The 19,974-nt window shown below is 52.3% G+C and carries 20 protein-coding genes and 2 pseudogenes; 19 read left to right on the top strand and 3 right to left on the bottom strand.

The features are described from left to right. The first annotated feature begins 56 nt into the window (after positions 1–56). From SK3146_RS05640 to SK3146_RS05610, 7 genes are all read left to right on the top strand, one after another. Positions 57–398: a peptidoglycan recognition protein family protein gene (locus SK3146_RS05640; RefSeq protein ID WP_249864162.1), complete on the top strand. Its 342-nt coding sequence runs from the start codon at positions 57–59 to the stop codon at positions 396–398. Positions 399–419: 21 nt separating this feature from the next. After that, a complete protein-coding gene (locus SK3146_RS05635) occupies positions 420–1,166 on the top strand; it encodes a pseudouridine synthase (RefSeq protein WP_249864161.1) in 747 nt (248 codons plus the stop codon). A 66-nt stretch (positions 1,167–1,232) separates the two neighbouring features. Continuing rightward, the gene (gene resA / locus SK3146_RS05630; protein ID WP_249864160.1) at positions 1,233–1,763 is read left to right on the top strand and encodes a thiol-disulfide oxidoreductase ResA; all 531 of its coding nucleotides are present in this window, start codon (positions 1,233–1,235) and stop codon (positions 1,761–1,763) included. Between the two features lie 205 nt (positions 1,764–1,968). After that, positions 1,969–3,654 carry a cytochrome c biogenesis protein ResB gene (gene resB, locus SK3146_RS05625; RefSeq protein ID WP_249864159.1) on the top strand — a complete coding sequence of 562 codons (1,686 nt, stop codon included), beginning with the start codon at positions 1,969–1,971 and terminating at the stop codon, positions 3,652–3,654. Beyond that, positions 3,654–4,889: a c-type cytochrome biogenesis protein CcsB gene (gene ccsB, locus SK3146_RS05620; RefSeq protein ID WP_249864158.1), complete on the top strand. Its 1,236-nt coding sequence runs from the start codon at positions 3,654–3,656 to the stop codon at positions 4,887–4,889. Before resB ends, ccsB begins: the two co-directional genes overlap by 1 nt. Positions 4,890–4,927: 38 nt before the next feature. After that, positions 4,928–5,644, top strand: a complete 717-nt coding sequence (locus SK3146_RS05615; RefSeq protein WP_249864157.1) for a response regulator transcription factor — start codon at positions 4,928–4,930, stop codon at positions 5,642–5,644. Next, positions 5,645–7,501, top strand: a complete 1,857-nt coding sequence (locus SK3146_RS05610) for a HAMP domain-containing sensor histidine kinase (RefSeq protein WP_249864156.1) — start codon at positions 5,645–5,647, stop codon at positions 7,499–7,501. It begins immediately after the preceding gene. Positions 7,502–7,639: 138 nt separating this feature from the next. Here SK3146_RS05610 and serA read toward each other — a convergent pair whose 3' ends face one another. Further along, positions 7,640–9,226, bottom strand: a complete 1,587-nt coding sequence (gene serA, locus SK3146_RS05605; protein ID WP_249864155.1) for a phosphoglycerate dehydrogenase — start codon at positions 9,224–9,226, stop codon at positions 7,640–7,642. A gap of 601 nt (positions 9,227–9,827) precedes the next feature. On the opposite strand from serA, the gene SK3146_RS05600 reads away from it, so the two are divergent. After that, the gene (locus SK3146_RS05600; RefSeq protein ID WP_249864154.1) at positions 9,828–10,154 is read left to right on the top strand and encodes a rhodanese-like domain-containing protein; all 327 of its coding nucleotides are present in this window, start codon (positions 9,828–9,830) and stop codon (positions 10,152–10,154) included. A 109-nt stretch (positions 10,155–10,263) separates the two neighbouring features. Here the strand turns inward: SK3146_RS05600 and SK3146_RS05595 are convergent, their stop codons facing one another. Beyond that, positions 10,264–11,187: a hypothetical protein gene (locus tag SK3146_RS05595; RefSeq protein ID WP_249864153.1), complete on the bottom strand. Its 924-nt coding sequence runs from the start codon at positions 11,185–11,187 to the stop codon at positions 10,264–10,266. A gap of 198 nt (positions 11,188–11,385) precedes the next feature. Between SK3146_RS05595 and SK3146_RS05590 the strand changes: the two genes are divergently transcribed. Next, on the top strand, positions 11,386–11,979 hold the full coding sequence (locus SK3146_RS05590; protein WP_249864152.1) for a CPBP family intramembrane glutamic endopeptidase: 594 nt from the start codon (positions 11,386–11,388) through the stop codon (positions 11,977–11,979). Next, a complete protein-coding gene (locus SK3146_RS05585; protein ID WP_249864151.1) occupies positions 11,980–12,192 on the top strand; it encodes a hypothetical protein in 213 nt (70 codons plus the stop codon). It begins immediately after the preceding gene. Between the two features lie 30 nt (positions 12,193–12,222). Here SK3146_RS05585 and SK3146_RS05580 read toward each other — a convergent pair whose 3' ends face one another. Next, entirely contained in the window at positions 12,223–13,143 is a 921-nt protein-coding gene (locus SK3146_RS05580) for a polysaccharide deacetylase family protein (RefSeq protein WP_249864150.1), read from the bottom strand. Positions 13,144–13,251: 108 nt separating this feature from the next. On the opposite strand from SK3146_RS05580, the gene SK3146_RS05575 reads away from it, so the two are divergent. The 9 genes and pseudogenes from SK3146_RS05575 to SK3146_RS05545 all read left to right on the top strand — a co-directional run bounded on the left by SK3146_RS05575 (position 13,252) and on the right by SK3146_RS05545 (position 19,943). After that, a complete protein-coding gene (locus SK3146_RS05575) occupies positions 13,252–13,608 on the top strand; it encodes a hypothetical protein (protein WP_249864149.1) in 357 nt (118 codons plus the stop codon). A gap of 201 nt (positions 13,609–13,809) precedes the next feature. After that, the gene (locus SK3146_RS05570) at positions 13,810–14,412 is read left to right on the top strand and encodes a genetic competence negative regulator (protein WP_249864148.1); all 603 of its coding nucleotides are present in this window, start codon (positions 13,810–13,812) and stop codon (positions 14,410–14,412) included. A gap of 120 nt (positions 14,413–14,532) precedes the next feature. Further along, complete coding sequence (locus SK3146_RS05565; protein ID WP_249864147.1) at positions 14,533–16,044, top strand: DnaB-like helicase C-terminal domain-containing protein; 1,512 nt, start codon at positions 14,533–14,535, stop codon at positions 16,042–16,044. A gap of 112 nt (positions 16,045–16,156) precedes the next feature. Then, positions 16,157–16,331: pseudogene (locus SK3146_RS35250) on the top strand (glutamate dehydrogenase); the annotation flags it as partial. Positions 16,332–16,534: 203 nt separating this feature from the next. After that, a pseudogene (locus tag SK3146_RS35245) lies at positions 16,535–16,669 on the top strand (hypothetical protein); the annotation flags it as partial. After that, entirely contained in the window at positions 16,614–17,255 is a 642-nt protein-coding gene (gene prsW, locus SK3146_RS05560; protein WP_434006886.1) for a glutamic-type intramembrane protease PrsW, read from the top strand. The pseudogene SK3146_RS35245 and the gene prsW, both read left to right, overlap by 56 nt. 52 nt (positions 17,256–17,307) lie before the next feature. Further along, positions 17,308–17,469: a hypothetical protein gene (locus SK3146_RS05555; protein ID WP_249864145.1), complete on the top strand. Its 162-nt coding sequence runs from the start codon at positions 17,308–17,310 to the stop codon at positions 17,467–17,469. A 280-nt stretch (positions 17,470–17,749) separates the two neighbouring features. Continuing rightward, positions 17,750–19,105 (top strand): germination protein YpeB, encoded by a 1,356-nt coding sequence (ypeB, locus tag SK3146_RS05550; RefSeq protein ID WP_249864144.1) that lies wholly within the window; start codon positions 17,750–17,752, stop codon positions 19,103–19,105. A gap of 184 nt (positions 19,106–19,289) precedes the next feature. After that, positions 19,290–19,943: a flagellar brake protein gene (locus SK3146_RS05545; protein ID WP_249864143.1), complete on the top strand. Its 654-nt coding sequence runs from the start codon at positions 19,290–19,292 to the stop codon at positions 19,941–19,943. Positions 19,944–19,974 lie beyond the last annotated feature (31 nt).

Below are 19,974 nucleotides of genomic sequence, written 5' to 3'. Positions count from 1 at the left end.
CCCCCGATTTTCTCCGCACATATACTGTACCAGCGAACGGATAAGAGGTGAGCTGAGTGCAGTTTTACGGCGTTGTCATTCATCATTCCGCATGTTCTTCCATTAACGGAAAAGGCTATGATTTTTTTATAGCCCGAGACGGGTCCATTATTCCTGCCTCCGAGCAGACCGATCCGCTATATATCCATATTTGCCTGGAAGGAGATTACTCCGAGCCCCGCAGAGCCTTCACAGCCCAGGAGAAGGAGCAGCTGTTCGTCTTGAATAAGCTGATTCTTCGGCTTGCGGAGAAGCACGAATTTCAGTCCGACGACATATTTCCGCATACGATTTCGTGTCCCGGCGGTTATTTCCCTTGGTCTCAGCTTGTGATTTCACCCGATGATAGGTATCATTAGGGTTGAGGTGAATAGAGTCCAATGGAAAGACTACAAAAAGTGTTGGCAGAAGCGGGAGTGGCCTCCCGAAGAAAGTGCGAGGAATTAATCACTGCAGGCCGCGTGCAGGTGAACGATGAAGTGATCACAACCTTGGGAGTGAAGGTCGACGCTCAGAAGGATGTGATCAAAGTGGATGGACGGGCTATTCGTCAACAAAAGAAAGTGTACGTTCTGTTTAATAAGCCTAAAGGGGTTATTACAAGCGCATCCGATCCGGGCGGAAGAAAAATCGTTACGGATTTTCTTAAAGCGGTCAAAGAGCGGATCTATCCGGTAGGGCGGCTCGATTACGATACCGAAGGTTTGCTGCTGCTAACCAACGACGGAGAATTTGCCAACCTGCTGACGCATCCGAAGCATCATGTCCCGCGTACTTATCATGCCACGGTCAAGGGAGTTCCGCACGGAACGCTGTTGGACAAGCTGAGAGAGGGAATCGAGCTGGAGGACGGTCTGACCGCCCCCGCCGAGGTTGAATATTATGACATCAATCCGGAAAAGAATGAAACTGTAGTTTCGATTACGATATATGAAGGGCGTAACCGCCAGGTCCGGCGTATGTTCGAAGCGATTCAGTATCCCGTAATCAAGCTGAGACGCGTTCAATTCGGGCCGATTCCGCTGACCGGCGTGCCTCGGGGCAAATTCCGTCATTTAAAGCCGCAGGAAGTGAAGGAGCTTATCGATAGCGCTCTCAAGACACATAAAATTCAAAAAGGCAAATAAGCGCTGGCGTCAAATTTCGATATAATGAGGTTAGACTCGAATAGCGATTGTTTGAGGTGTGACATAATGGGAAAAAATAAACGTTGGGTGCAGTTGGCCATTTTTGCCGTGGTCGTTGTGATCGGGGCGTTTACGCTGTTCAACAATTTATACGCCACGGACAAGAAGCCTGTCGAAGGGTCCAAGGCCCCCGACTTTACCCTCGTCGGACTGGACGGCAAACAGCATAAGCTTTCCGATTATAAGGGGAAAACGGTTATGGTCAACTTCTGGGGGACGTTTTGTCCGCCCTGCAAGAACGAAATGCCGGCCATTCAGCAGCAGTACGATAAGCTGAATAAGCAGAACGCCGATTTTCTTGGCGTCAACCTTGGAGAGAGCAAGATCACGGTGCAAAGTTTCATCGACCAGTACAAGATTCATTTTCCGATTTTGCTTGACGACAAGGAAGAAACCCGGAAGCGGTATGGCGTCATGCAGTATCCTACAACCTTTTTCATCGCTCCCGACGGCAAAATCGCTACGATCAGGATCGGCGAAATGGATGAAGCTTACATAGAGCAAACACTTGCAACCATTGCCGCTTCGAGTAAATAACGGCTGGCTTACGTCTGATGGCAGTCCATCGTTAGCGGCGTTTTGTGCCGCAATTCTTGTTCATCCGCACTATTCGTCTATGAAAAGAGGGTTTCCGACCGTTGCCGTGAACAGGAGCCCTCTTTTGCGGCGAACGAAAGGCATGAACGGGGCAGAAGCGCGGGCCGGCCGCTCGGCCATCAGTCAGACGCTTTAGGAGGACATCATGATTCAGAATACCAAATGCGAATGCGGTCACCAGAATTTGCTCGGAACCGTGCTTTGCGAATCGTGCGGGAAGCCGTTGTTCGACGACGATGGGTCGGCTCCGCTGGAGATGCGCTACGATGGCGTGGCAAGACGTTCACAGAGGGAAAATCCGGGCTTGCTCGACAAAGTGTGGAACTTCTTCTCCTCCGTCAAAATTGCCATCTATCTTATTATCATTACTCTGCTGGGAGCTGCGCTGGGCACGATCTTTACCCAGGAGAGCAACTTCGTCAATTTTGATCCGTCCACCTATTACAAAGACACCTACGGAACGATCGGCGAGATTTATTACCAGTTGGGGCTATCTCATACATATCAATCCTGGTGGTTTATTACTTTGCTGCTGATGCTCGGCACCTCGCTTGTCGTCTGCAGTCTGGACCGGGTGCTTCCGTTGTACCGCGCGCTGAACAAGCAGCAGATTCGCAAGCATACCAACTTTATTTTGCGCCAGAAGGTATCCTACAAGGGGCCGCTGCCGACGAGCGGTCCATCCTGTGAAAGCGCGGACGAGGCTGCAAAAGTATGGGTCGAGCAAGCGGCCGAAGCGTTAAGGAAACAGCATTATCGCGTACATACCGACGGAACGGCCTTGTTGGCCGAGAAAAACCGATTCAGCCGCTGGGGGCCGTATATTAACCATATCGGGCTTATTATCTTTTTGTTGGCCGTCTTAATGAGGAGTCTTCCCGGATGGAATATGGACCAATACGTCGCCTTTCCCGAAGGGCAAATCGTCAAAATTCCGGAAACCTCTTATTATTTGAAAAATGAGAAGTTTACGCTGGAGTTTTATAGCGAGGACGAGATGTCGCCGGGATTCCGGGCGAAGGAGCAGGCCGTGCCGAAAGTTTACGAAACGAAAGCGGTTTTGTACAAATGCACGGCCGATTGCGACGATCCTCTCAAGCAGCCGAAGCTGGAAGAGGTGCACCGGCAAAATATTATCGTGAACGAGCCGTTGAATTATAAAGGTCTGCTGGCCTATCAGTACGATTTCAAGCAAGATCCGCTGCTGATTTCGGTCAAGCCGTCCCTGAAAAATAAACAGACCGGAGAAGTGTACGGCGCATTGGACCTGTCCATGACCCGTCCTGCCGACAAGTATCAGGCCGGACCGTATGAATTGACGCTGAAGGGCTACTTCCCCGAATTCGGATTGGACGAAAAAGGGCTGCCGATGACCAAATCGAACGAGCCGAAAGCGCCTGCGTTTATTTTTTACATCAAAGGGCCGGGACTGGCTCCCGAAGGGCAGCCGTACATGTATTTCCCGCGCCAGGTGGATAAAGAAGCGTTCTCCCAGGATCAAATTAACGGAGCTATCGCTTCCAAGTTCGAGCTGTCCGTTAACTCGATGGATGACGTGCAGTTCTCGGAATATACGAGCTACTTGAACATTCGCGTGGACCGCGCGCTTCCGTTCATATGGGTCGGGGCGGGAATCAGCATGATCGGGCTGGTCATGGGCTTTTACTGGCATCACCGCAGAATATGGCTGCGCATCGACGACGGACAGCTGTCGTTAGGCGCGCATACGAACAAAAACTGGTTCGGCATCCGTAAGGAGGTCGCCCAGGTTCTTCACAAATCGGGGATTGACGCGGATCCCAAAACGTTAGAGGCTGGAGGGGTGTCGTAGTGAACAGCAGCACGTTATTGCTACTTGCTTTCATTGTATACAACGTAGCGTTTCTTATCTTCGTTCTTGCTATTGCCGGGAAAAGTTGGAATCGGGACGATCCGGAAGGGCATGTGAAACGATGGGGGAAAACAGGACTTATTTTCTCCATTATCGGCTTAGCCTGTCACGCCGGCTTCTTCTTCACAAGGTGGGCTGAGGCGGGGCATATTCCGACGAGCAACATGTTCGAATTTATGACCTTCCTCGGCATGATGATCATGCTCGCGTTTATTATCGTCTACTTGATCTACCGCGCGCCGGTGCTCGGCGTTTTCGCGCTTCCGGTGGGCATTATCATTATCGCGTACGCGTCGGTATTCCCGAAAGAAGTGCAGCCGCTCATTCCGGCGCTGCAAAGCTACTGGCTGAAAATCCACGTGACGACGGCGGCGGCGGGAGAGGCGTTCTTCGCCGTCGGCTTCGCGGCCGGCCTTATGTACCTGCTGCGCAGCGTTAATTTTAAGGGAACCTCGAAGACGGATCGCCGGGAACAAAAGGGCGTCGAGTTCACGATGTTTTTCCTTGTCGTGATCATTGCTTTCGTCGTTACGATTTTCGGCTTCAATGCGTCGGGCTATCACGCCAAATTCGCTCTGCCAATGGAAGAGGGCGCGGAAACGGCGGTGCAGCAGACGGTCGATTACGTTTTGCCGCCGCTCGTGCAGCCTGCGGACGCTCAGGTGCTGGAGATGAAGCCGTTCCTCGGCATGACGACACCTCCTATGGAATCCCCTTCATGGCTTAAGGGCAGCAATGCCGCCAGAAAGCTGAATACGGTCATCTGGTCGGTGCTCGGCGGGTTGATCCTGTACGGATTGCTTCGGTTAATCGCGCGCCGGTCGCTGTCCGCTGCCATCAGCCCGCTGATGAACGGGATCGACGCGGATGATGTCGATGAGATCAGCTACCGCGCGATTGCGATCGGTTATCCGATCTTTACGCTGGGAGCGCTCATCTTCGCCATGATTTGGGCGGCGGAAGCATGGGGACGCTTCTGGGGATGGGACCCCAAAGAGGTATGGGCTTTAATTACATGGTTATTTTATGCCGCATATTTGCATCTTCGCTTGTCCAGAGGATGGATCGGCAAAAAATCGGCATGGTTGTCCGTTATCGGATTTCTCGTCGTGATGTTCACGTTGATCGGCGTTAATCTGGTCATCGCTGGGCTTCACTCGTATGCAGGCGTATAATGAAGAGAGTGCATTTCATTTAGAAAGGGTTGGGGCCGATGTCGGATAGAAAAATGACCATCTTGGTAGTCGACGATGAAGAGCGCATTCGCCGTTTACTGAGAATGTACTTGGAGAAAGAAAATTTCACGATCGAGGAAGCGGAAGACGGCGAAAGCGCGCTCAAGAAAGCGTTGGAAACCGACTACGACCTCATTTTACTCGATATTATGCTGCCGGGGATCGACGGCAATGAAGTTTGCGCCAGATTGCGCCAGGTCAAATCTACCCCGGTCATCATGCTAACCGCCAAAGGGGAGGAAACGAACCGCGTGCAGGGCTTTGAAGTAGGAGCCGACGATTACGTCGTCAAGCCGTTCAGTCCGCGCGAAGTGATCTATCGGGTCAAAGCGATTTTGCGCAGATCGTCGGTAACCGCCTATTTGTCCAAAGAGGTAAATTCGAGCAACAATATCGTCTTCCCGAATCTCGTCATCGAGCACGACGCTCACCGCGTTACGGCGGGCGGGCAAGAAGTGGCGCTGACGCCGAAGGAATACGAGCTTCTGCACTACTTGGCGGTATCTCCCGATAAAGTATTTTCCCGGGAGGAGCTGCTTAAGGATGTATGGAATTACGAATTTTTCGGCGATCTGCGGACGGTCGACACGCATGTCAAACGGCTTCGCGAAAAGCTCAATAAGGTTTCTCCGGACGCCGCTTCGATGATCACCACCGTCTGGGGCGTCGGTTACAAGCTTGAGGTGCCTAAATAAGTGTTCATACTCAGAAGCATAGTCGGTAAGCTGTGGATCACGATTATCGGCCTGGTCGCCGTCATCTTGATGGTATTGGGCTTGTTTCTGTTTCAATATATCCAAACTTCCTTTCCCAAGTCGCAGGACCAGATCGAGAATTTGCATAAGCTCGCTTTGAAGGTGTCGAACGGGATTTCGGTTCACAGCGAGGACGACCATTATATTATGATGGTCAACGATTTGCTAAGCGCTCAAGAGGCGACCGTATTTATCGTCGATACGGATTTCAACCAATCCGGGTTTTCGGAAGAAGCGGGCAGCTTGGATGATTTGCATTATAATGATTTTTTCAGCAAGCAGGATATGCAGAACGTATTTAACGGAACGATCATCGATAATCAGGTAGCCGGCAAAGGCGGCGTGAAGCAGCGCACGAACAGCTTGTATTCCGCAGTCGCCGTGCCGCTGAGGGATTCGGCGCAGCAGAAGGTGATCGGAGCCGCCGTGCTGTACCAATCGACGCAATCGGTCGAAGCGACGCAGGCGTATGTCATGAGACTATTCGCTTATGTGTCGATGGCGGGGTTTTTGATGACGACGTTTTTCGCGTTCTTCTTGCTCACCCGGATTACGCAGCCGCTGCAGCAGCTTAGGAAAGCGGCGGATCTTATTTCCCATGGAGAATACGGTACGCGGGTGCCGATCTCTTCGGACGATGAAATCGGCGAGCTGTCCAAAACGTTCAACCGGATGGGAGAAGAGCTGTCGGATACGATCAAGGCGCTTAACCATGAGAAAGAACATCTGTCAAGCGTGCTGCGCAGTATGGCGGATGCGGTGATTACGTTCGATGCGGACGGAATGGTGATTTTGACCAATCCGCAAGGCTATATGATCGTCAGGGACTGGAACCAAATCGAGTGGGAAGAATTCGATACGGATGGCGGGGAGGAAGCGGGCGACGGGATTCGGGTCGATACGATTCCTGCGCCGGTAAGACCGCTGTTCGAGCAGGTGATCAACGAAGCCAAGGAAATTGCCACGAAGCTGCATGTGCAAAATGAGGTATGGTCCATTGTGATGGCGCCGCTCTACTCGCGGGATGTCGTACGAGGCGTCGTTGCGGTCATGCGCAATGTAACCGAGGAGTTTCGGCTCGACAAGCTGCGCAAAGATTTCGTAGCCAACGTATCGCATGAGCTGCGAACGCCGCTTTCGATGCTGCAAGGCTATAGCGAGGCGCTGATCGACGATATCGCCTCGTCGCCGGAAGAGCGCAAGGAGCTGGCTCAGGTTATACACGACGAGTCGCTCCGCATGGGCAGACTCGTCAGAGATTTGCTCGACCTCGCCAAGATGGAAAACGGCAATTTGGAGCTTCACTTCCGCGAGGTTGATATCGCCGGCTTCATGCGGCGGATGCACCGCAAGTTCGCCGTGCTGTCGAAGGAGCAGGACATTACGATGACCTGCGAGCTGCCGGAGGGCGAGCCGCTGGTTGCGGACGCGGATGAAGACCGCCTGGAGCAGGTGATGACGAATCTGCTGGATAACGCGATCCGGCATACGCCGGCCGGCGCGCAAATTCAGATGAAGGCGGCCCCCTCCGTGTATGAAGGCAAAGAGGCGGTAATACTGGAGATTACCGATCAGGGACAAGGCATTCCGGCCGGGGATCTGCCGTATATATTCGAGCGCTTCTACAAGGCGGATAAAGCGCGTACGCGCGGGACTACCGGAGGGACGGGGCTGGGGTTGTCCATCGTCAGCAACCTCGTGGAAGCCCATCGCGGCACGGTGCAAGTGAAGAGCGCCGTAGGGCAGGGCACGACGTTTACGGTCATTTTGCCAAAACAACAGTCGTTTTCTAACTAATGGGAATTTTCAGACATTTTCGCGAAACGGCTCGAAACAACGAAGCGAGCTTCCGATACGATATCGGAAGCTCGCTATTTTTGTTGAAAAAAGAAGCTAAATCTTGTTGTCCGTGAAACAAATCGGGGCCGAACCGTACTATTCCAAAGTCAGTTCGCGGACGTTCGTCAGCTCGGGGAGCTTGATCAGCTGATCCAGGACATCCTTGGAAGCTTGTTTGTCGGTTGTCAGCACCATGATGGCGGAACCGCCGTATACTTTGCGTCCTACCTGCATCGTCGCGATGTTGACGTCGTTGCTGCCGAGCAGCGTGCCCACTTTGCCGATAATACCCGGCTTATCGTTGTGCGAGATCAACAGCAGGTTGCCTTGCGGCGCGATATCGACGGGGTATTGATCGATTTGCACGATCCGTTCGCCGTAGCCGGACAGCAGCGTTCCAGCCAAAGTGCGCTCTTCGTTTTTCGTCTTCAAGGTGACGGATACGAGGTTGGTGAACGTTTTGGATGCCGTCGATTTTTGCGTTACGATGTTCACGTCGCGAGTTTTGGCCAGGTGCATGGCATTAACGATATTGACGCCTTCAAGCTGATTGGCGAGAATGCCTTTAACGATGTAGCGAGTGAGCGGAGTGGTGTCGACGTCACTCAAATCGCCGGAGTAATTGACGACGATTTCGTTCACCGCGCCATCGGTCATTTGGCCGGCAAATTGTCCGAGATGCTCGCCGAGACCGAAGTACGGCTGCAGCTTGTTGAGCACGGTCGGCGGTACCGGAGGCATGTTCACCGCGTTTTTGAACGGCTGGTCGCGCAAGATGTGAAGCACTTCCTCCGACACGTCGATCGCTACGTTCTCCTGCGCTTCTACGGTCGATGCGCCGAGGTGAGGCGTTACGATAATTTTCGGATTGTTCAGGAATGGATGCTCGGCGCGAGGCGGTTCCTCTTCGAATACGTCGAATGCCGCTCCGGCTACGATGCCTGCGTCGATCGCTTCGACCAAAGCTCCTTCGTCGATAATTCCGCCGCGCGCGCAGTTAACGATTCTTACGCCTTTTTTCATCAGCTCGAATTGCGGACGGGAGATGATGTGGCGGGTCTCGTTAGTCAGCGGCGTATGCACGGTAATGAAGTCGGCTTGCGCCGCGATTTCGTTGACGGTGCCGAGTCTTACGCCGATTTTTTCGGCGCGTTCTTCCGTCAGGAACGGGTCGTAGCCGATCACGTCCATGCCGAACACTTTGGCGCGCTTGGCTACTTCGCTGCCGATCCGGCCCATGCCGAGAATCCCCAGCGTCTTGTTGCGAAGCTCTACGCCTACGAACGTTTTGCGGTCCCATTCGCCGCCGACGGTTTTCTTGTACGCTTGCGGGATGGAACGAGCGACCGACATCATCATAGCGAAGGTCAGCTCACAAGTGGCGATAGTGTTGCCGTCGGGGGCGTTGATGACGACGATTCCGCGTTTGGTTGCGGCTTCCAGATCAATGTTGTCGACGCCGACGCCGGCGCGGCCGACGACTTTCAGCTTAGAAGCTGCAGCCATGATATTCTCGGTCACTTTCGTTTGGCTGCGTACCATCAAAGCGTCGTAATCGGCGATGATAGCGACCAGCTCGGCTTCGGAAAGGCCGGATTTTTTGTCAACCTCGACATCTTCCGCGTCGTACAGCATTTGAATCCCCATATCGCTGATGCCATCCATAACTAACACTTTAAACATTGTTTACAGACCTCCATTTTATTATAATTTGAAAAAAGAACATAAAAAAACTCCTCATCCCCATACGATTGCCGTATAAAAGGGACGAAGAGCTGCTCTCGTGGTACCACCCTAATTCGCTGCACGCTCGCACGCGCAGCCTCATGAGTCTGTCGACTCGGAACGATAACGGGTTCTAGGCGGCTGAGTCTACACAGATCTTCGCTTAAAGCGAAGGCCATTTCGAAAACAGCGACTCGGGAGTGCTCCACGTAAATGATAATGTCCGACTCGCACCGATCGTCGGCTCTCTGCGCATTACCGGTTTACATTGTCTCCGTCAATGTCATTGCTGGCTAGTTGAAATTTTTCATTAGCGTACCATGCCTTTCAGGTCGTGTCAATAGGTGTCGAAACGATTGTTTCAGCCGTTGAATTAGCCTAGACCTCTTAGGGCAATCTACGTACGCTTACCGGATATTTACTGCTAATTGTTCGTCTTTATCCGGATACAAACCATATTTTATGGCAAATTGCTTTAGATTGCAATGGTTTTTACTTGATCAATTGTGAATTTTTCGTTATTCTTCATTACAGCCGCGAAAAAAGGAGGACCAGCCTTATGGAATCGTTCGAATATATCGAGCCAAGAGAGTTTCTGGAGAAGGTGGACGGGAAGCGATTGGGCGATGCTCTGATTATTGATGTCCGGGAGCCGATGGAGTGGGATTATTATCATCTGGAAGAGGCCAAGCTGATACCGATGAATACGATTCCCGCCCGCTTGCCCGAGCTTCCCCAGGACAAGCCGCTGTACATCGTATGCGCGCATGGCCTGAGAAGCGCAAACGTATGCTATTACTTGCGGCAGCACGGGTATGAGCAGGTGATCAATGTGGAAGGCGGGATGGCGGCCGTGGCCATGCTGCGCGGTTTTCAATACGACTGAGGCCGAAATGTTAGAACGGCAAACAAGCCGCTAGCGGCAAGCAGGTTAACTGCGATGCCCGCGAGGCGGCTTTTGCTGTAATGGCGCGGCACATTGGCTTCCGCGCGAATCACGGCTGCGGCTCGTCGATGAAGAAGGGGAGCTGCGGCAGCGTTTCGCCCGCATACCATCTGCTCTTGCTGCGGATAAAGTCGCCGGCGCGAACGGCGTCCGTGGCGAGCAGAACGTCCGCTACGGGCTGCACCTGATTCAAATTCATTTTGCCCGCTTGCCCCGTCGCCACCATCTCATCGATCCGGCTGGTCATGTCCTGGGGCGTAAACGGTCTGAACGTCTGTGAAGCGGCAAGCATGGCGGCGACGTAGTCGTTTTTGGCGTTTAACGACAGCGCTCTCCAGTCCGTCACATTGAGCGGCTTGGCCGGGTCGGCGAGCTTAATGTCGGGGTGATCGGCGGCATTCCATTTTACGATGGCGTCGTAATAATTTTGCTGTGCGGTCAGAGCGAACTTTTTCGCTTCGACAATATACGCGTCCTTGTTCAGCTCATCCAGCGCTTGAGCGGCGGGAATCGCATTGGCTTTGGATTGAAATCCGCTTAAGGCTTCGTTAAAGAGCTTAAGGCTTTTCGCATAGTTTTGCTGGCCTTCCTGCAGCAAAGGCGAGGAGTCCGGCATTGACGCGCTGCTGACTTCGCCGTATTTGTCCTTGGCCAGCTTGGCCAAATCTTTCAATATCAAGGAGACGTCGGCGGAACGGTTCAGCTCGAGCGCGTTTAATTTATCGAACCAGCTGTTCTGAAATTCCCTATACGGCTGATAAATGGTATGATAATAAGACACCAAATACTGTTGATGATAGGCGGAATACTCTTGGGCGGCATTTGTCTGTTTGGAGAACAGTTCGGCATACTTCGCTTCGGAACGTTCCTGACCCAATCGTACGCCGAGGAAAAAAGTTCCGAGGGCCAGTACCAGCATAAAAATAAAGATGAGAACAAATAAGTAATCAGAACGGGTCAACTGTTTCTCCATTAAGCATGCTCCTTGTAGTCTTTTTTGCGCGTAGGAAAGCGGGGTTCGCGTCCGCGAGACTGCCTGCGGCGAACCCATTGTCCGGGTGACCGGCAATCTGCGGTTTCACTGCTTGCGGCAGCTGTCGCGTACAGGCGCGAAGCGGCGGCCACCCCACTGATAGTATAGGTGATTTTGTCGAATAAAGGAATAATCCGGATGAAAAAATTTAACTTCAAGCAGTTCAAGTTTCGGTCGCTGAGAGTGGATGAAATCGACGAACGATACTTGATCATGAACTTGTACGTAACGCAATTATTGGTATTGGTTCTTGGGTCCATCATTATGCTGTTTCATAGGCCATCGCTTGCCGCGATGTTTTCATGGAAGCAGGGGATAGCCATTCCGCTCTGGGGCGTCGCTTTGGCGGCCGTCGTGCTGATCGTGGACGTTCTGATCTCGCGGTGGGTTCCGCCCGAGGTCACCGACGACGGCGGCATCAACGAAATGCTGTTCAGAAACCGCCCTTTGTGGCATATTACGGTCATGTCGTTTATTGTGGCGGTTTGCGAAGAATGGCTGTTCCGGGGAGCGATCCAATCATTCTGGGGGCCTTACTGGACGAGCATTTTATTTGCGGCGATCCATATCCGCTATTTGCAGCATTGGCTGATGACGGGGCTGGTGTTCGGCATCAGCTACGGGCTGGGGTGGATCTATATACAGACCGGCTCTCTGTGGGCGCCGATCATTGCGCACTTCGTCATCGATTTCATCATGGGTTGTATCATTCGTTACAGGAGAGAGGATTAAATGTATTCCAGACAACAAGAGCTGAACATGCCGAATGAGCAAGGACCGGAAGAAGAACGGGAGGAGCATTTCCTCCCGCCGCGCAAAACGGTGCACCCGACGGAAAGAGAAAAATATCTCCCGATTTTTTACCGGACCTTGCTTTGGCTGTTCATTTTACTTGTCGTAAGCTTACTGGTATGGGGCTGGCGTTACGTCCGCAGCCATACATGACCTTGAGGATTGAAGCGCGTCCGGCTCGGATTACAAGCCGATATCAATGGAGGAAGGGTCTACGAATCCGTATTCCTTCCCCTCCAGCTCGGTAAGCAGCTTGTCGAGGGCTTTGACCGTCCAGGGAAGCTCATGCATCAGAATGTTACTGCCCGGCCGGAGCTGTTCAAGCACGTTCGCGACCACTTTATCCGGATCATTGCTTTTGGTCGACATCTCCCAATCCTTCGAACCGTTGGACCACGTCATAAACAGCATGTTCTCTTCTTTGACCTTCGCGCGAACGATATCTCCTCCCGACCCGAACGGAGGCCGGAAAAACTGCGGCGAGCTGCCGGTCGCTTCCTTCACGATCGCTTGTACGTCCCCGATTTGTTGATCGACTTTTTCTTCACCCTCTTTTTTCAAATCGATATGATCCCAGGAATGGTTGCCTATCGTTTGTCCGCGTTCTTGAATGAGCTTCAGCAGCTCGGGATGCTGCTTGACCCTGTACCCGTTCACAAAGAAAATCGCCTTGGCATGATGTTTGTCGAGCGTATCCAGCAGAGGCTCAAGCATGTCTTTATCCTTCGGGCCGTCGTCAAAGGTGAGCAGGACGACCTTCTTGCTCGTCGCTTCCGGATCGATCGGAACGATATCATAGCTTTTGGCGTTCAACTTGTACAGTTTGGGAGCCGGTTTCTCGGCGGCCGCTTGCTGCTGCTTGTCTTGCCCGGCGGGAGGTACTGCGGCCTGTCCGGTCTGAGGGCCTCCTTGCCCCGCTTGCGGGGGCTGAGCCTGCGCTGCTTGATCGATTGCGTTCGAAGACGCAGGGGAGGACGCTGTGCCGGTACTGTCAGGCTGCGCTAGTCCGGCCGGAGGCGCGGCGGATGGTTCGGCGGAATTGCGGCAGGCGGTTGCCGTTAAAATCAGGCAGGCGGCAAGCGCCCAGAGCAGTTTGTTTTTCATCGCATAAAAACTCCTATTCTTTGCTGGTTTCCTAATTTTATCATGCATGGTTCCCCTCTTCATAGCGGAAAATACGATTGTAAGCAAACTGATGGAGGGATGGATACCATGAAGATCGGTTCGTTCTTGCTAGGCGGCTTGGTCGGCGCGGCTGCCGTTATGTATTTTAATAATAAAAGCAAATCCATGCTATTTTCCGCTTTCAGCAGCAACAATCAGTCGCTCGGACAAATGACGGACAAATCGAAGGAACGGCGCAAGGACTCGGTGCACGAGGAGAAGCATAAGCCTGCGTCTGCAGCAGCTTCCCATGACTCCGGCTCCTCCCATGAGAAGGACGGCAGCCATTCCGGCTCGACGCTCAGCAAGGTGGAGGAGATCATCAGCCAAGACCCCGAGCTGAAGTCGACCGTCGACGAAATTTTGGCCGAAAATCAACAAAAAGAAGTATATCATACGCAGTGACCGTCTGGAGCGGGCGCTTGCAAAGAGCACAGGCAGGAAAGCGCTGCTTGTGCTTTTTGTTTTTTTACAGTCATTCGTACATTTATTGTTATGTTGTGATATAATAGACATATAATTGAATACAAGCTATAATTGCTTACTCACCTTTTTAACCTTACTTCATAAGCTATTAATATACGCGTCGGCAAGGAGGAATCCTGTATGAAAATGGAGCGTTTAAGTCAGGACAAGATACGGATTTTCCTCACATTCGACGACTTGACGGAGCGAGGCATTCAAAAGGATGACATGTGGAGAGAAATTCCTAAAGTGCACGAACTGTTCAGCGACATGATGGACCAGGCTTATACCGAGCTGGGCTTTGAACCGTCCGGCCCGCTGGCCGTGGAGGTGCTGCAGCTTCCTGCTCAGGGCATGGTTGTCATCGTAACCCGCGGCAAAGTCGATTTCCAGCAAACCGTCGAGTCGTATGACGAGGAAGTCGAGGAGATGTATGAGCTTGAAGTGACGCTGGAGCAAACCGATCAGATTTCCTACATGTTCCATGATTTTGAAGATATGCTTCGCATGGCTAAGGTTTTGAATCCGTTAGTCACAGAGGGCGGGAGCCTGTTTGCTTATAAGAACAAATGGTTCTTGCTGCTTAATGCCGACGAAATGGATGAGAACGGATACCAGGCTGTCATTGCCGTGTTGTCGGAGTTCGGTGAGGCTGCTACTGTGACTAGAGCTGTGCTGGAGGAGTATGGGAAGACGGTCATTGCTGAAAACGCCGTTAAAGTGCTATGCGCACATTTTAAATAATGATCTTGGTGCTTTACAGAATCGATCACAATGTTCGAAGGCATTCTTCAAAAACAGTCTTGTTTTTGCGGAGTGCCTTTTTTGCGATGCGGATGCGAAGTTCGGACAAGGGGGCGCACTATGGTAAAAAACATAAGTATGGAAACCGTTAAATCGTCAGTCGACCTTGAAGAAATGGTCGGTCAATATCAGAAGCAGCTGGGCGAGGCGGCTTATGCCTATTTGGAAAAAAGAGGGATCGAGCTGGAGACGATCGAGCAGTACCGGATCGGATACGCCCCGGGCAAAATCGGGTTTCATGTCAGCGAGCATTTCGTCAGCGATTTTTTTGCCAACCGGATTATTATTCCCGTTACCAACGCGGACGAGGAGACCGTTGATCTGATAGGCAGGTCTATCGATCACCGCGAGCCGAAGTATAAAACCTTGATCGGCGTAGAGGATTACATGTTCAATGAGCAGATTCTCGCGGAAACCGAGGACGTTATTTTATGCAACGGCGTGTTTGACGTTCTCAGTCTGTACCAAGCCCGGTTGCCGGCGGTATGCGTACCCCATTGGTTCGGTTTTAAGGAACAGCATGCGGTCAAGCTGAGCGGCAAGCGCGTATTTATTTGTCTCGGAAACGATGAATTAGGCCGCCGGGAAAGTGTAAGAATACAGACCCTGCTTCACGAAACGGCGCAAGAAGCTTATATTGTGAATTTGCCGGAAACGATCCGCGATCTTAACGACTTCTTTGTCAGGGCGCAAAATCCGCTGGACACGTTCATGCAGATCTTGAATCATACGATGGAAGAAGCGATGCTGGTTCCGGTCGCGCCGGATGTGAAAAATTTGACGGTCTACGCCGAGGAGTACATGAAGCGGTACCGCGGACAAGTCTACGGGCTGTCCAGCGGATTCTACGGACTCGACAAGGCGCTTTACGGAGGGTTCCGCAGCGGGCTGTATCTGATATGCGGAGCCGCGTCGAGCGGCAAGACGATGCTGATGAAGCAGATGGCCGATCATATAGCCGGCTTGCAAAATCCGGTCGTATACGTATCGTGGGATATGACCGGCTTCGAGCTGTGGGCTCGCAGCATCGCCCGGACGCTTGGCGTCGAGCCGCAACAAATATTGAACGGCAAGCTGGACCCGGAACGAATCAACGAGGCGATCCAAAGCTATATGCCGGTCAGCAAAAATATGTGGACGCTCGAATGCTCGCCGGACACGACGCTGGACAAGGTGCTGGCCTCCATCGGGAAAATCGCCGGTTTGGCGGGCAAAACGCCCGTCGTCTTCATCGATCACTTGAAGCGGGTTCCCGTTCGGATGGTCCAGGATCATGCTCCCGCGGCGACCTTAACCGAGCGGCAGACGTATATCGCTTATGCCTTGAAGCAGTGGTCCAAGGAGAGCAGCGCCGTGATCGTCGCCGCATTGCCGGGAGAATACGAGCAGCAGCGCATTCCCGACGGAATGGAGGCCTGCGCGGACGTCATAATGATGTTGAAGCGTGAGGGGACGGCTCATCATGATAACGTTCACTCCGTATCGCTCGATCTGGTTAAAAACAGAAACGGCACTCCGGCGCATATTCCGCTCGATTTTCAGCAGCAAAAAGCCGTGTTTACGGAGCAATAAACGTTTTACGCATGGTGCTCGGCGTTTCGCGCGGCAGCAAGAAGGCTTAGGGCGAACGGCGTAACGACCGGGCGCGCCAAGGCGGTCGGAATTTCCGACGCTAGAGGCGAGGAATCAAGGATGTTACTGGTCGGAAGCGAAAAGTGCATGCCAGAGCGCAAGAAGTGATGGAAAAAGGCTTTGAAAATGTCTATAATATTCGTATTGCGAGAAATGTCGATACGCGCTTGGCCGCTTATAGGGTCGGCGTTCGTAAAATGGCAGAAGCCGCCCGGTTCAGAGGGTAGGTTCATTATAATAATACGGCAGGTTTTTGACATGAAGCTCCTGCCGAACGAAAAGGCGGAGAACAGAACAGCAAGTCGGAGAGTTTACGTGCAGCCTTTGAAAATGGATTGTAACTTTTATCGTCGTTCAGATGAATCCATTTTCAACAGCGGCCGGAGGCCGGTGTTCTTGTTCTTAACCTGAGAGTTCGCGCGCTTCTGTTATCAAAAACCGGGAATGGAGGGGGACACGTGAGCGTCTTTTCAGTCCTAGCGGCGGCGATAGCGCCCGGTGTCGCTCTATTGGCTTATTTTTACTTGAAGGATCGTTACGATACGGAACCTGTTCATCTTGTGATGAAAGTGTTTTTCTTCGGCGTGCTGCTTGTGTTTCCGGTCATGGTGCTGCAAAGGGCGTTCGTGCACGGGCTCGGCGACAATCCCTTTGTCTTCAGCTTTATCATTTCGGCCGGCGTCGAAGAGTTTCTCAAGTGGTTTCTTATTTATTTCGTAATATATAAGCACACTTCGTTCGACGAGCCTTATGACGGCATCGTATACGCCGTAGCCGGTTCGCTCGGTTTTGCTACGCTGGAGAACGTATTCTACGCCCTGCTCAACTCGGCCTCGATTTCCAGCTTGTTGTTCCGGGCTTTGCTCCCCGTATCGGGTCATGCGATGTTCGGGGTCATCATGGGATATCATCTGGGCAAGGCTAAATTTAATCCGGGTTTGACCAGAAGGCACTTGGCGTTATCCTTGATGCTGCCGATCTTCTGGCACGGAGTGTTCGATTATGTGCTTGCGACGACCAAAACGTACTGGATCTGGTTTATGATACCGCTCATGGCGTTCCTGTGGGTCCGCAGCCTGCGGAAGGTGAACCGGGCCAACGCCACCTCGCCTCTGCGCGTGGTTCGTTCCGAAGAGCAGGTTAAAATTTGACCGGTTTGTCTATACTTAGCAGTATAGATTCCAAAAAAACCGGAGGGTATGCATGGCGTTAAACGAAAGAGTGAAAGTAACTATCCGCTGCAACTGGTGCGGCGAGCGCTTTATCTTGAAAGGCAGGCGGGATAAAGGCAGAATCGATACGGGGTTCAAACAATGCATCTGCAACAACGAAAGTGATTTCGAAATCGAGCCTCACGATTTTTAACCGGAAAGCCGGCGCGGTCATCCTCTCGCTGAAGGGGGGAGACCGGCGCGGGCTTTTTTGACACATGTCACTACCCTGGAAATTACTCTTGGTACCCCATTTCCATTGTCTGTGGTGCCGCGTAGCGGCATGGATGGCTTTTGGGGGATTTGTTCTGCTGCTATCATACTTAAGACAAAGCCGGTTTCTTATTCTGCTTAACAGCGTATTCGTGCATAAGACTTCTTCCTTGAGCGAAAACTAAAGCCAAGTTTGGCTGATGAAGGGAGATTTCACGAACATGTACAAAAGATTAAGCATCGTCATGTTTCCCGTCTTGCTGGTTGCCTTGATCGGAGCCGGGGTCTGGGGATATTTGGAGCATCAGGAGAAGAATGCTATATTGATCAAAGCGGAAAATCAATACCAGAGAGCCTTTCACGATCTGTCCTTCCATGTCGATAAGCTGCAAAGCGAGCTGGGCAATACGCTGGCTTACAATACGGCTTCCCAGGACAGCTACAGGAAGGGCCTTGTCAACGTATGGCGCATAACGAATCAGGCGCAAAGCGAAATCAATCAGCTGCCTTTATCTCTGCTGCCCTTCAACAAGACGGAAGAATTTTTGGCCAATATGGCCAATTTCTCGTACCGCGCGGCGACTCGCGATTTGAACAAGCAGCCGCTCTCCGAGGAAGAACTGTCCAATCTCAATGCGCTGTATTCTCACGCGTCGGAGATTTCGACCGATCTGCGCGCGATGCAGACGAAAGTAATGCAGAACAATTTGCGCTGGATGGACGTGGAGACAGCGCTGGCGACGCAAAAGGAGCCGCTCGATAATACGATCATCGACGGGTTCCAGACTGTGGATAAGAAGGTCGCCGAATATTCCGACGTCAAATGGAGTCCCTCGGTATTAAGCGCGTTTCAGACGCGGGATATGAATATGCTGTCGGGCAGCGACGTTACGGCCGAGGAAATTCGGCAAAAAGCGGCGAAGTTCTTAAATACCGATGCCGCCTCGCTGCAGGTAGTAGAGAACGGGGCCGGGACGGAGTATCATTCCTTCAGCGTGTCCGCGCCCAGAAGCGACCGCCCGGACGGGGTCCATATGGATTACAGCACCAAAGGCGGGCAATTGCTGTGGTTCTCCGCCTCGCGCGACGTTCCGGAGAAGAAGCTCGATCTGCGCCGGGCGCGCGATACGGCCGCCGAATTTCTGGACGGGCACGACTATAAAAATATGACGGCCGTCAGCTACGACGAATACAGCAACACCGCAAACATTACCTTTGCCAGCCGCAGCAACGACGTAATCAATTATCTGGACAAGGTTGCGGTCAAGGTCGCAATGGACAACGGCGAAATTTTGGGCATGCAGGCTAACGATTATGTATTCGATCATAAAGAGCGCCAGCTTCAAGCGCCTAAATTAAAGGCCGAAGAGGCGCGCAAGGTGCTCAATCCGAACATGAAAGTAGATAGCGAAGCTATGGCTCTCATTCGCAACGACCTGCGGGAGGAAGTTCTCTGCTATCAATACACCGGCCGCATCAACGGCGGAGTGTACAGAGTCTATATTAACGGCGATACCGGCGTCGAGGAGAAAATAGAACGTTTGGGCAAAGACGAGCAGCAGGTCACCCAAACGTAAGCCGGAAGAGAGAAGGGGCTCGCGCAGCTCCTTCTTTTTTTTGTGCGAGCGGCCGCCGTCAGCGGGTTCTGCGGTGCCGGGGCATTTTTTCGCTTCCCAATATGGAGCCGCATGTTATAATATTAAAGATAAAATAGTGCTTAGGTACTGGTTTTTGGTCAACATCACGGGGAGGTGCGCTTATTTGCTGCCGAAAGTTAATCAGATTTTACATATACAAATCAATTCGATCGACGAGGAAGAAGCCAAGCAGGAGTACAAGTCGAGAATCGCCGATATCAAGGACCGCGTCATCAGCATGGAGGTGCCCATCAACGAGCATACCGGAAGATTGAAACGGCTGTTTGCGGGAGACGAGATGTCGGCTTATTTCCTTACCGACGGCGGAATCAAAAACTATTTTACAACGTCCGTGCTTGGATTCTCCGACGATGTCATCCGCCTGGTTCATATTAAGAAGCCGGAGCCCGAGACGATCACGAAGGTGCAGCGGCGCAATTTTTTGCGGGTGCCCGCTGAGCTGGATATCGCCGTGACTTACTCCGAACAGCTGCAGTTCGTCGCCGTCACCGAGGACGTCGGGGGCGGAGGCGTATCGTTTCTGTGCGACGGCTACATTCCGCTGGCAGCACAGCAAACCGTTCAATGCTGGCTGCTTATCCAGTACAAGAACGGCATACTGGAGCATGTTTCGTTCAAGGGGGAGCTTGTGCGGATCAAGCCGCTGGAAACCGGCAGGCAGCTGGTGATGCTGCAGTTTGCCGAGATCACGGATAGAGACAGACAAAAAATTATTCGATATTGCTTCGAACGCCAGCTGGAATTTCGTAAAAGATAGCGCATAATTTGTCGAAGGATGGACAAGCTAC

The organism is Paenibacillus konkukensis (assembly GCF_023523925.1).
GTDB lineage: Bacteria > Bacillota > Bacilli > Paenibacillales > NBRC-103111 > Paenibacillus_S > Paenibacillus_S doosanensis.
This window is presented reverse-complemented; position numbering and strand designations above follow the sequence as displayed.

Excerpts from the sequence above, each read along its gene's own strand:
- SK3146_RS05590 (WP_249864152.1), top strand. The coding sequence starts at position 11,386 with ATGAAAAAATTTAACTTCAAGCAGTTCAAGTTTCGGTCGCTGAGAGTG.
- SK3146_RS05575 (WP_249864149.1), top strand. The coding sequence starts at position 13,252 with ATGAAGATCGGTTCGTTCTTGCTAGGCGGCTTGGTCGGCGCGGCTGCC.
- serA (WP_249864155.1), bottom strand. The coding sequence starts at position 9,226 with ATGTTTAAAGTGTTAGTTATGGATGGCATCAGCGATATGGGGATTCAA.
- ypeB (WP_249864144.1), top strand. The coding sequence starts at position 17,750 with ATGTACAAAAGATTAAGCATCGTCATGTTTCCCGTCTTGCTGGTTGCC.
- SK3146_RS05600 (WP_249864154.1), top strand. The coding sequence starts at position 9,828 with ATGGAATCGTTCGAATATATCGAGCCAAGAGAGTTTCTGGAGAAGGTG.
- SK3146_RS05580 (WP_249864150.1), bottom strand. The coding sequence starts at position 13,143 with ATGAAAAACAAACTGCTCTGGGCGCTTGCCGCCTGCCTGATTTTAACG.
- SK3146_RS05570 (WP_249864148.1), top strand. The coding sequence starts at position 13,810 with ATGAAAATGGAGCGTTTAAGTCAGGACAAGATACGGATTTTCCTCACA.
- SK3146_RS05585 (WP_249864151.1), top strand. The coding sequence starts at position 11,980 with ATGTATTCCAGACAACAAGAGCTGAACATGCCGAATGAGCAAGGACCG.
- SK3146_RS05635 (WP_249864161.1), top strand. The coding sequence starts at position 420 with ATGGAAAGACTACAAAAAGTGTTGGCAGAAGCGGGAGTGGCCTCCCGA.
- resA (WP_249864160.1), top strand. The coding sequence starts at position 1,233 with ATGGGAAAAAATAAACGTTGGGTGCAGTTGGCCATTTTTGCCGTGGTC.
- SK3146_RS05565 (WP_249864147.1), top strand. The coding sequence starts at position 14,533 with ATGGTAAAAAACATAAGTATGGAAACCGTTAAATCGTCAGTCGACCTT.
- SK3146_RS05555 (WP_249864145.1), top strand. The coding sequence starts at position 17,308 with ATGGCGTTAAACGAAAGAGTGAAAGTAACTATCCGCTGCAACTGGTGC.
- SK3146_RS05595 (WP_249864153.1), bottom strand. The coding sequence starts at position 11,187 with ATGGAGAAACAGTTGACCCGTTCTGATTACTTATTTGTTCTCATCTTT.
- SK3146_RS05615 (WP_249864157.1), top strand. The coding sequence starts at position 4,928 with ATGTCGGATAGAAAAATGACCATCTTGGTAGTCGACGATGAAGAGCGC.
- resB (WP_249864159.1), top strand. The coding sequence starts at position 1,969 with ATGATTCAGAATACCAAATGCGAATGCGGTCACCAGAATTTGCTCGGA.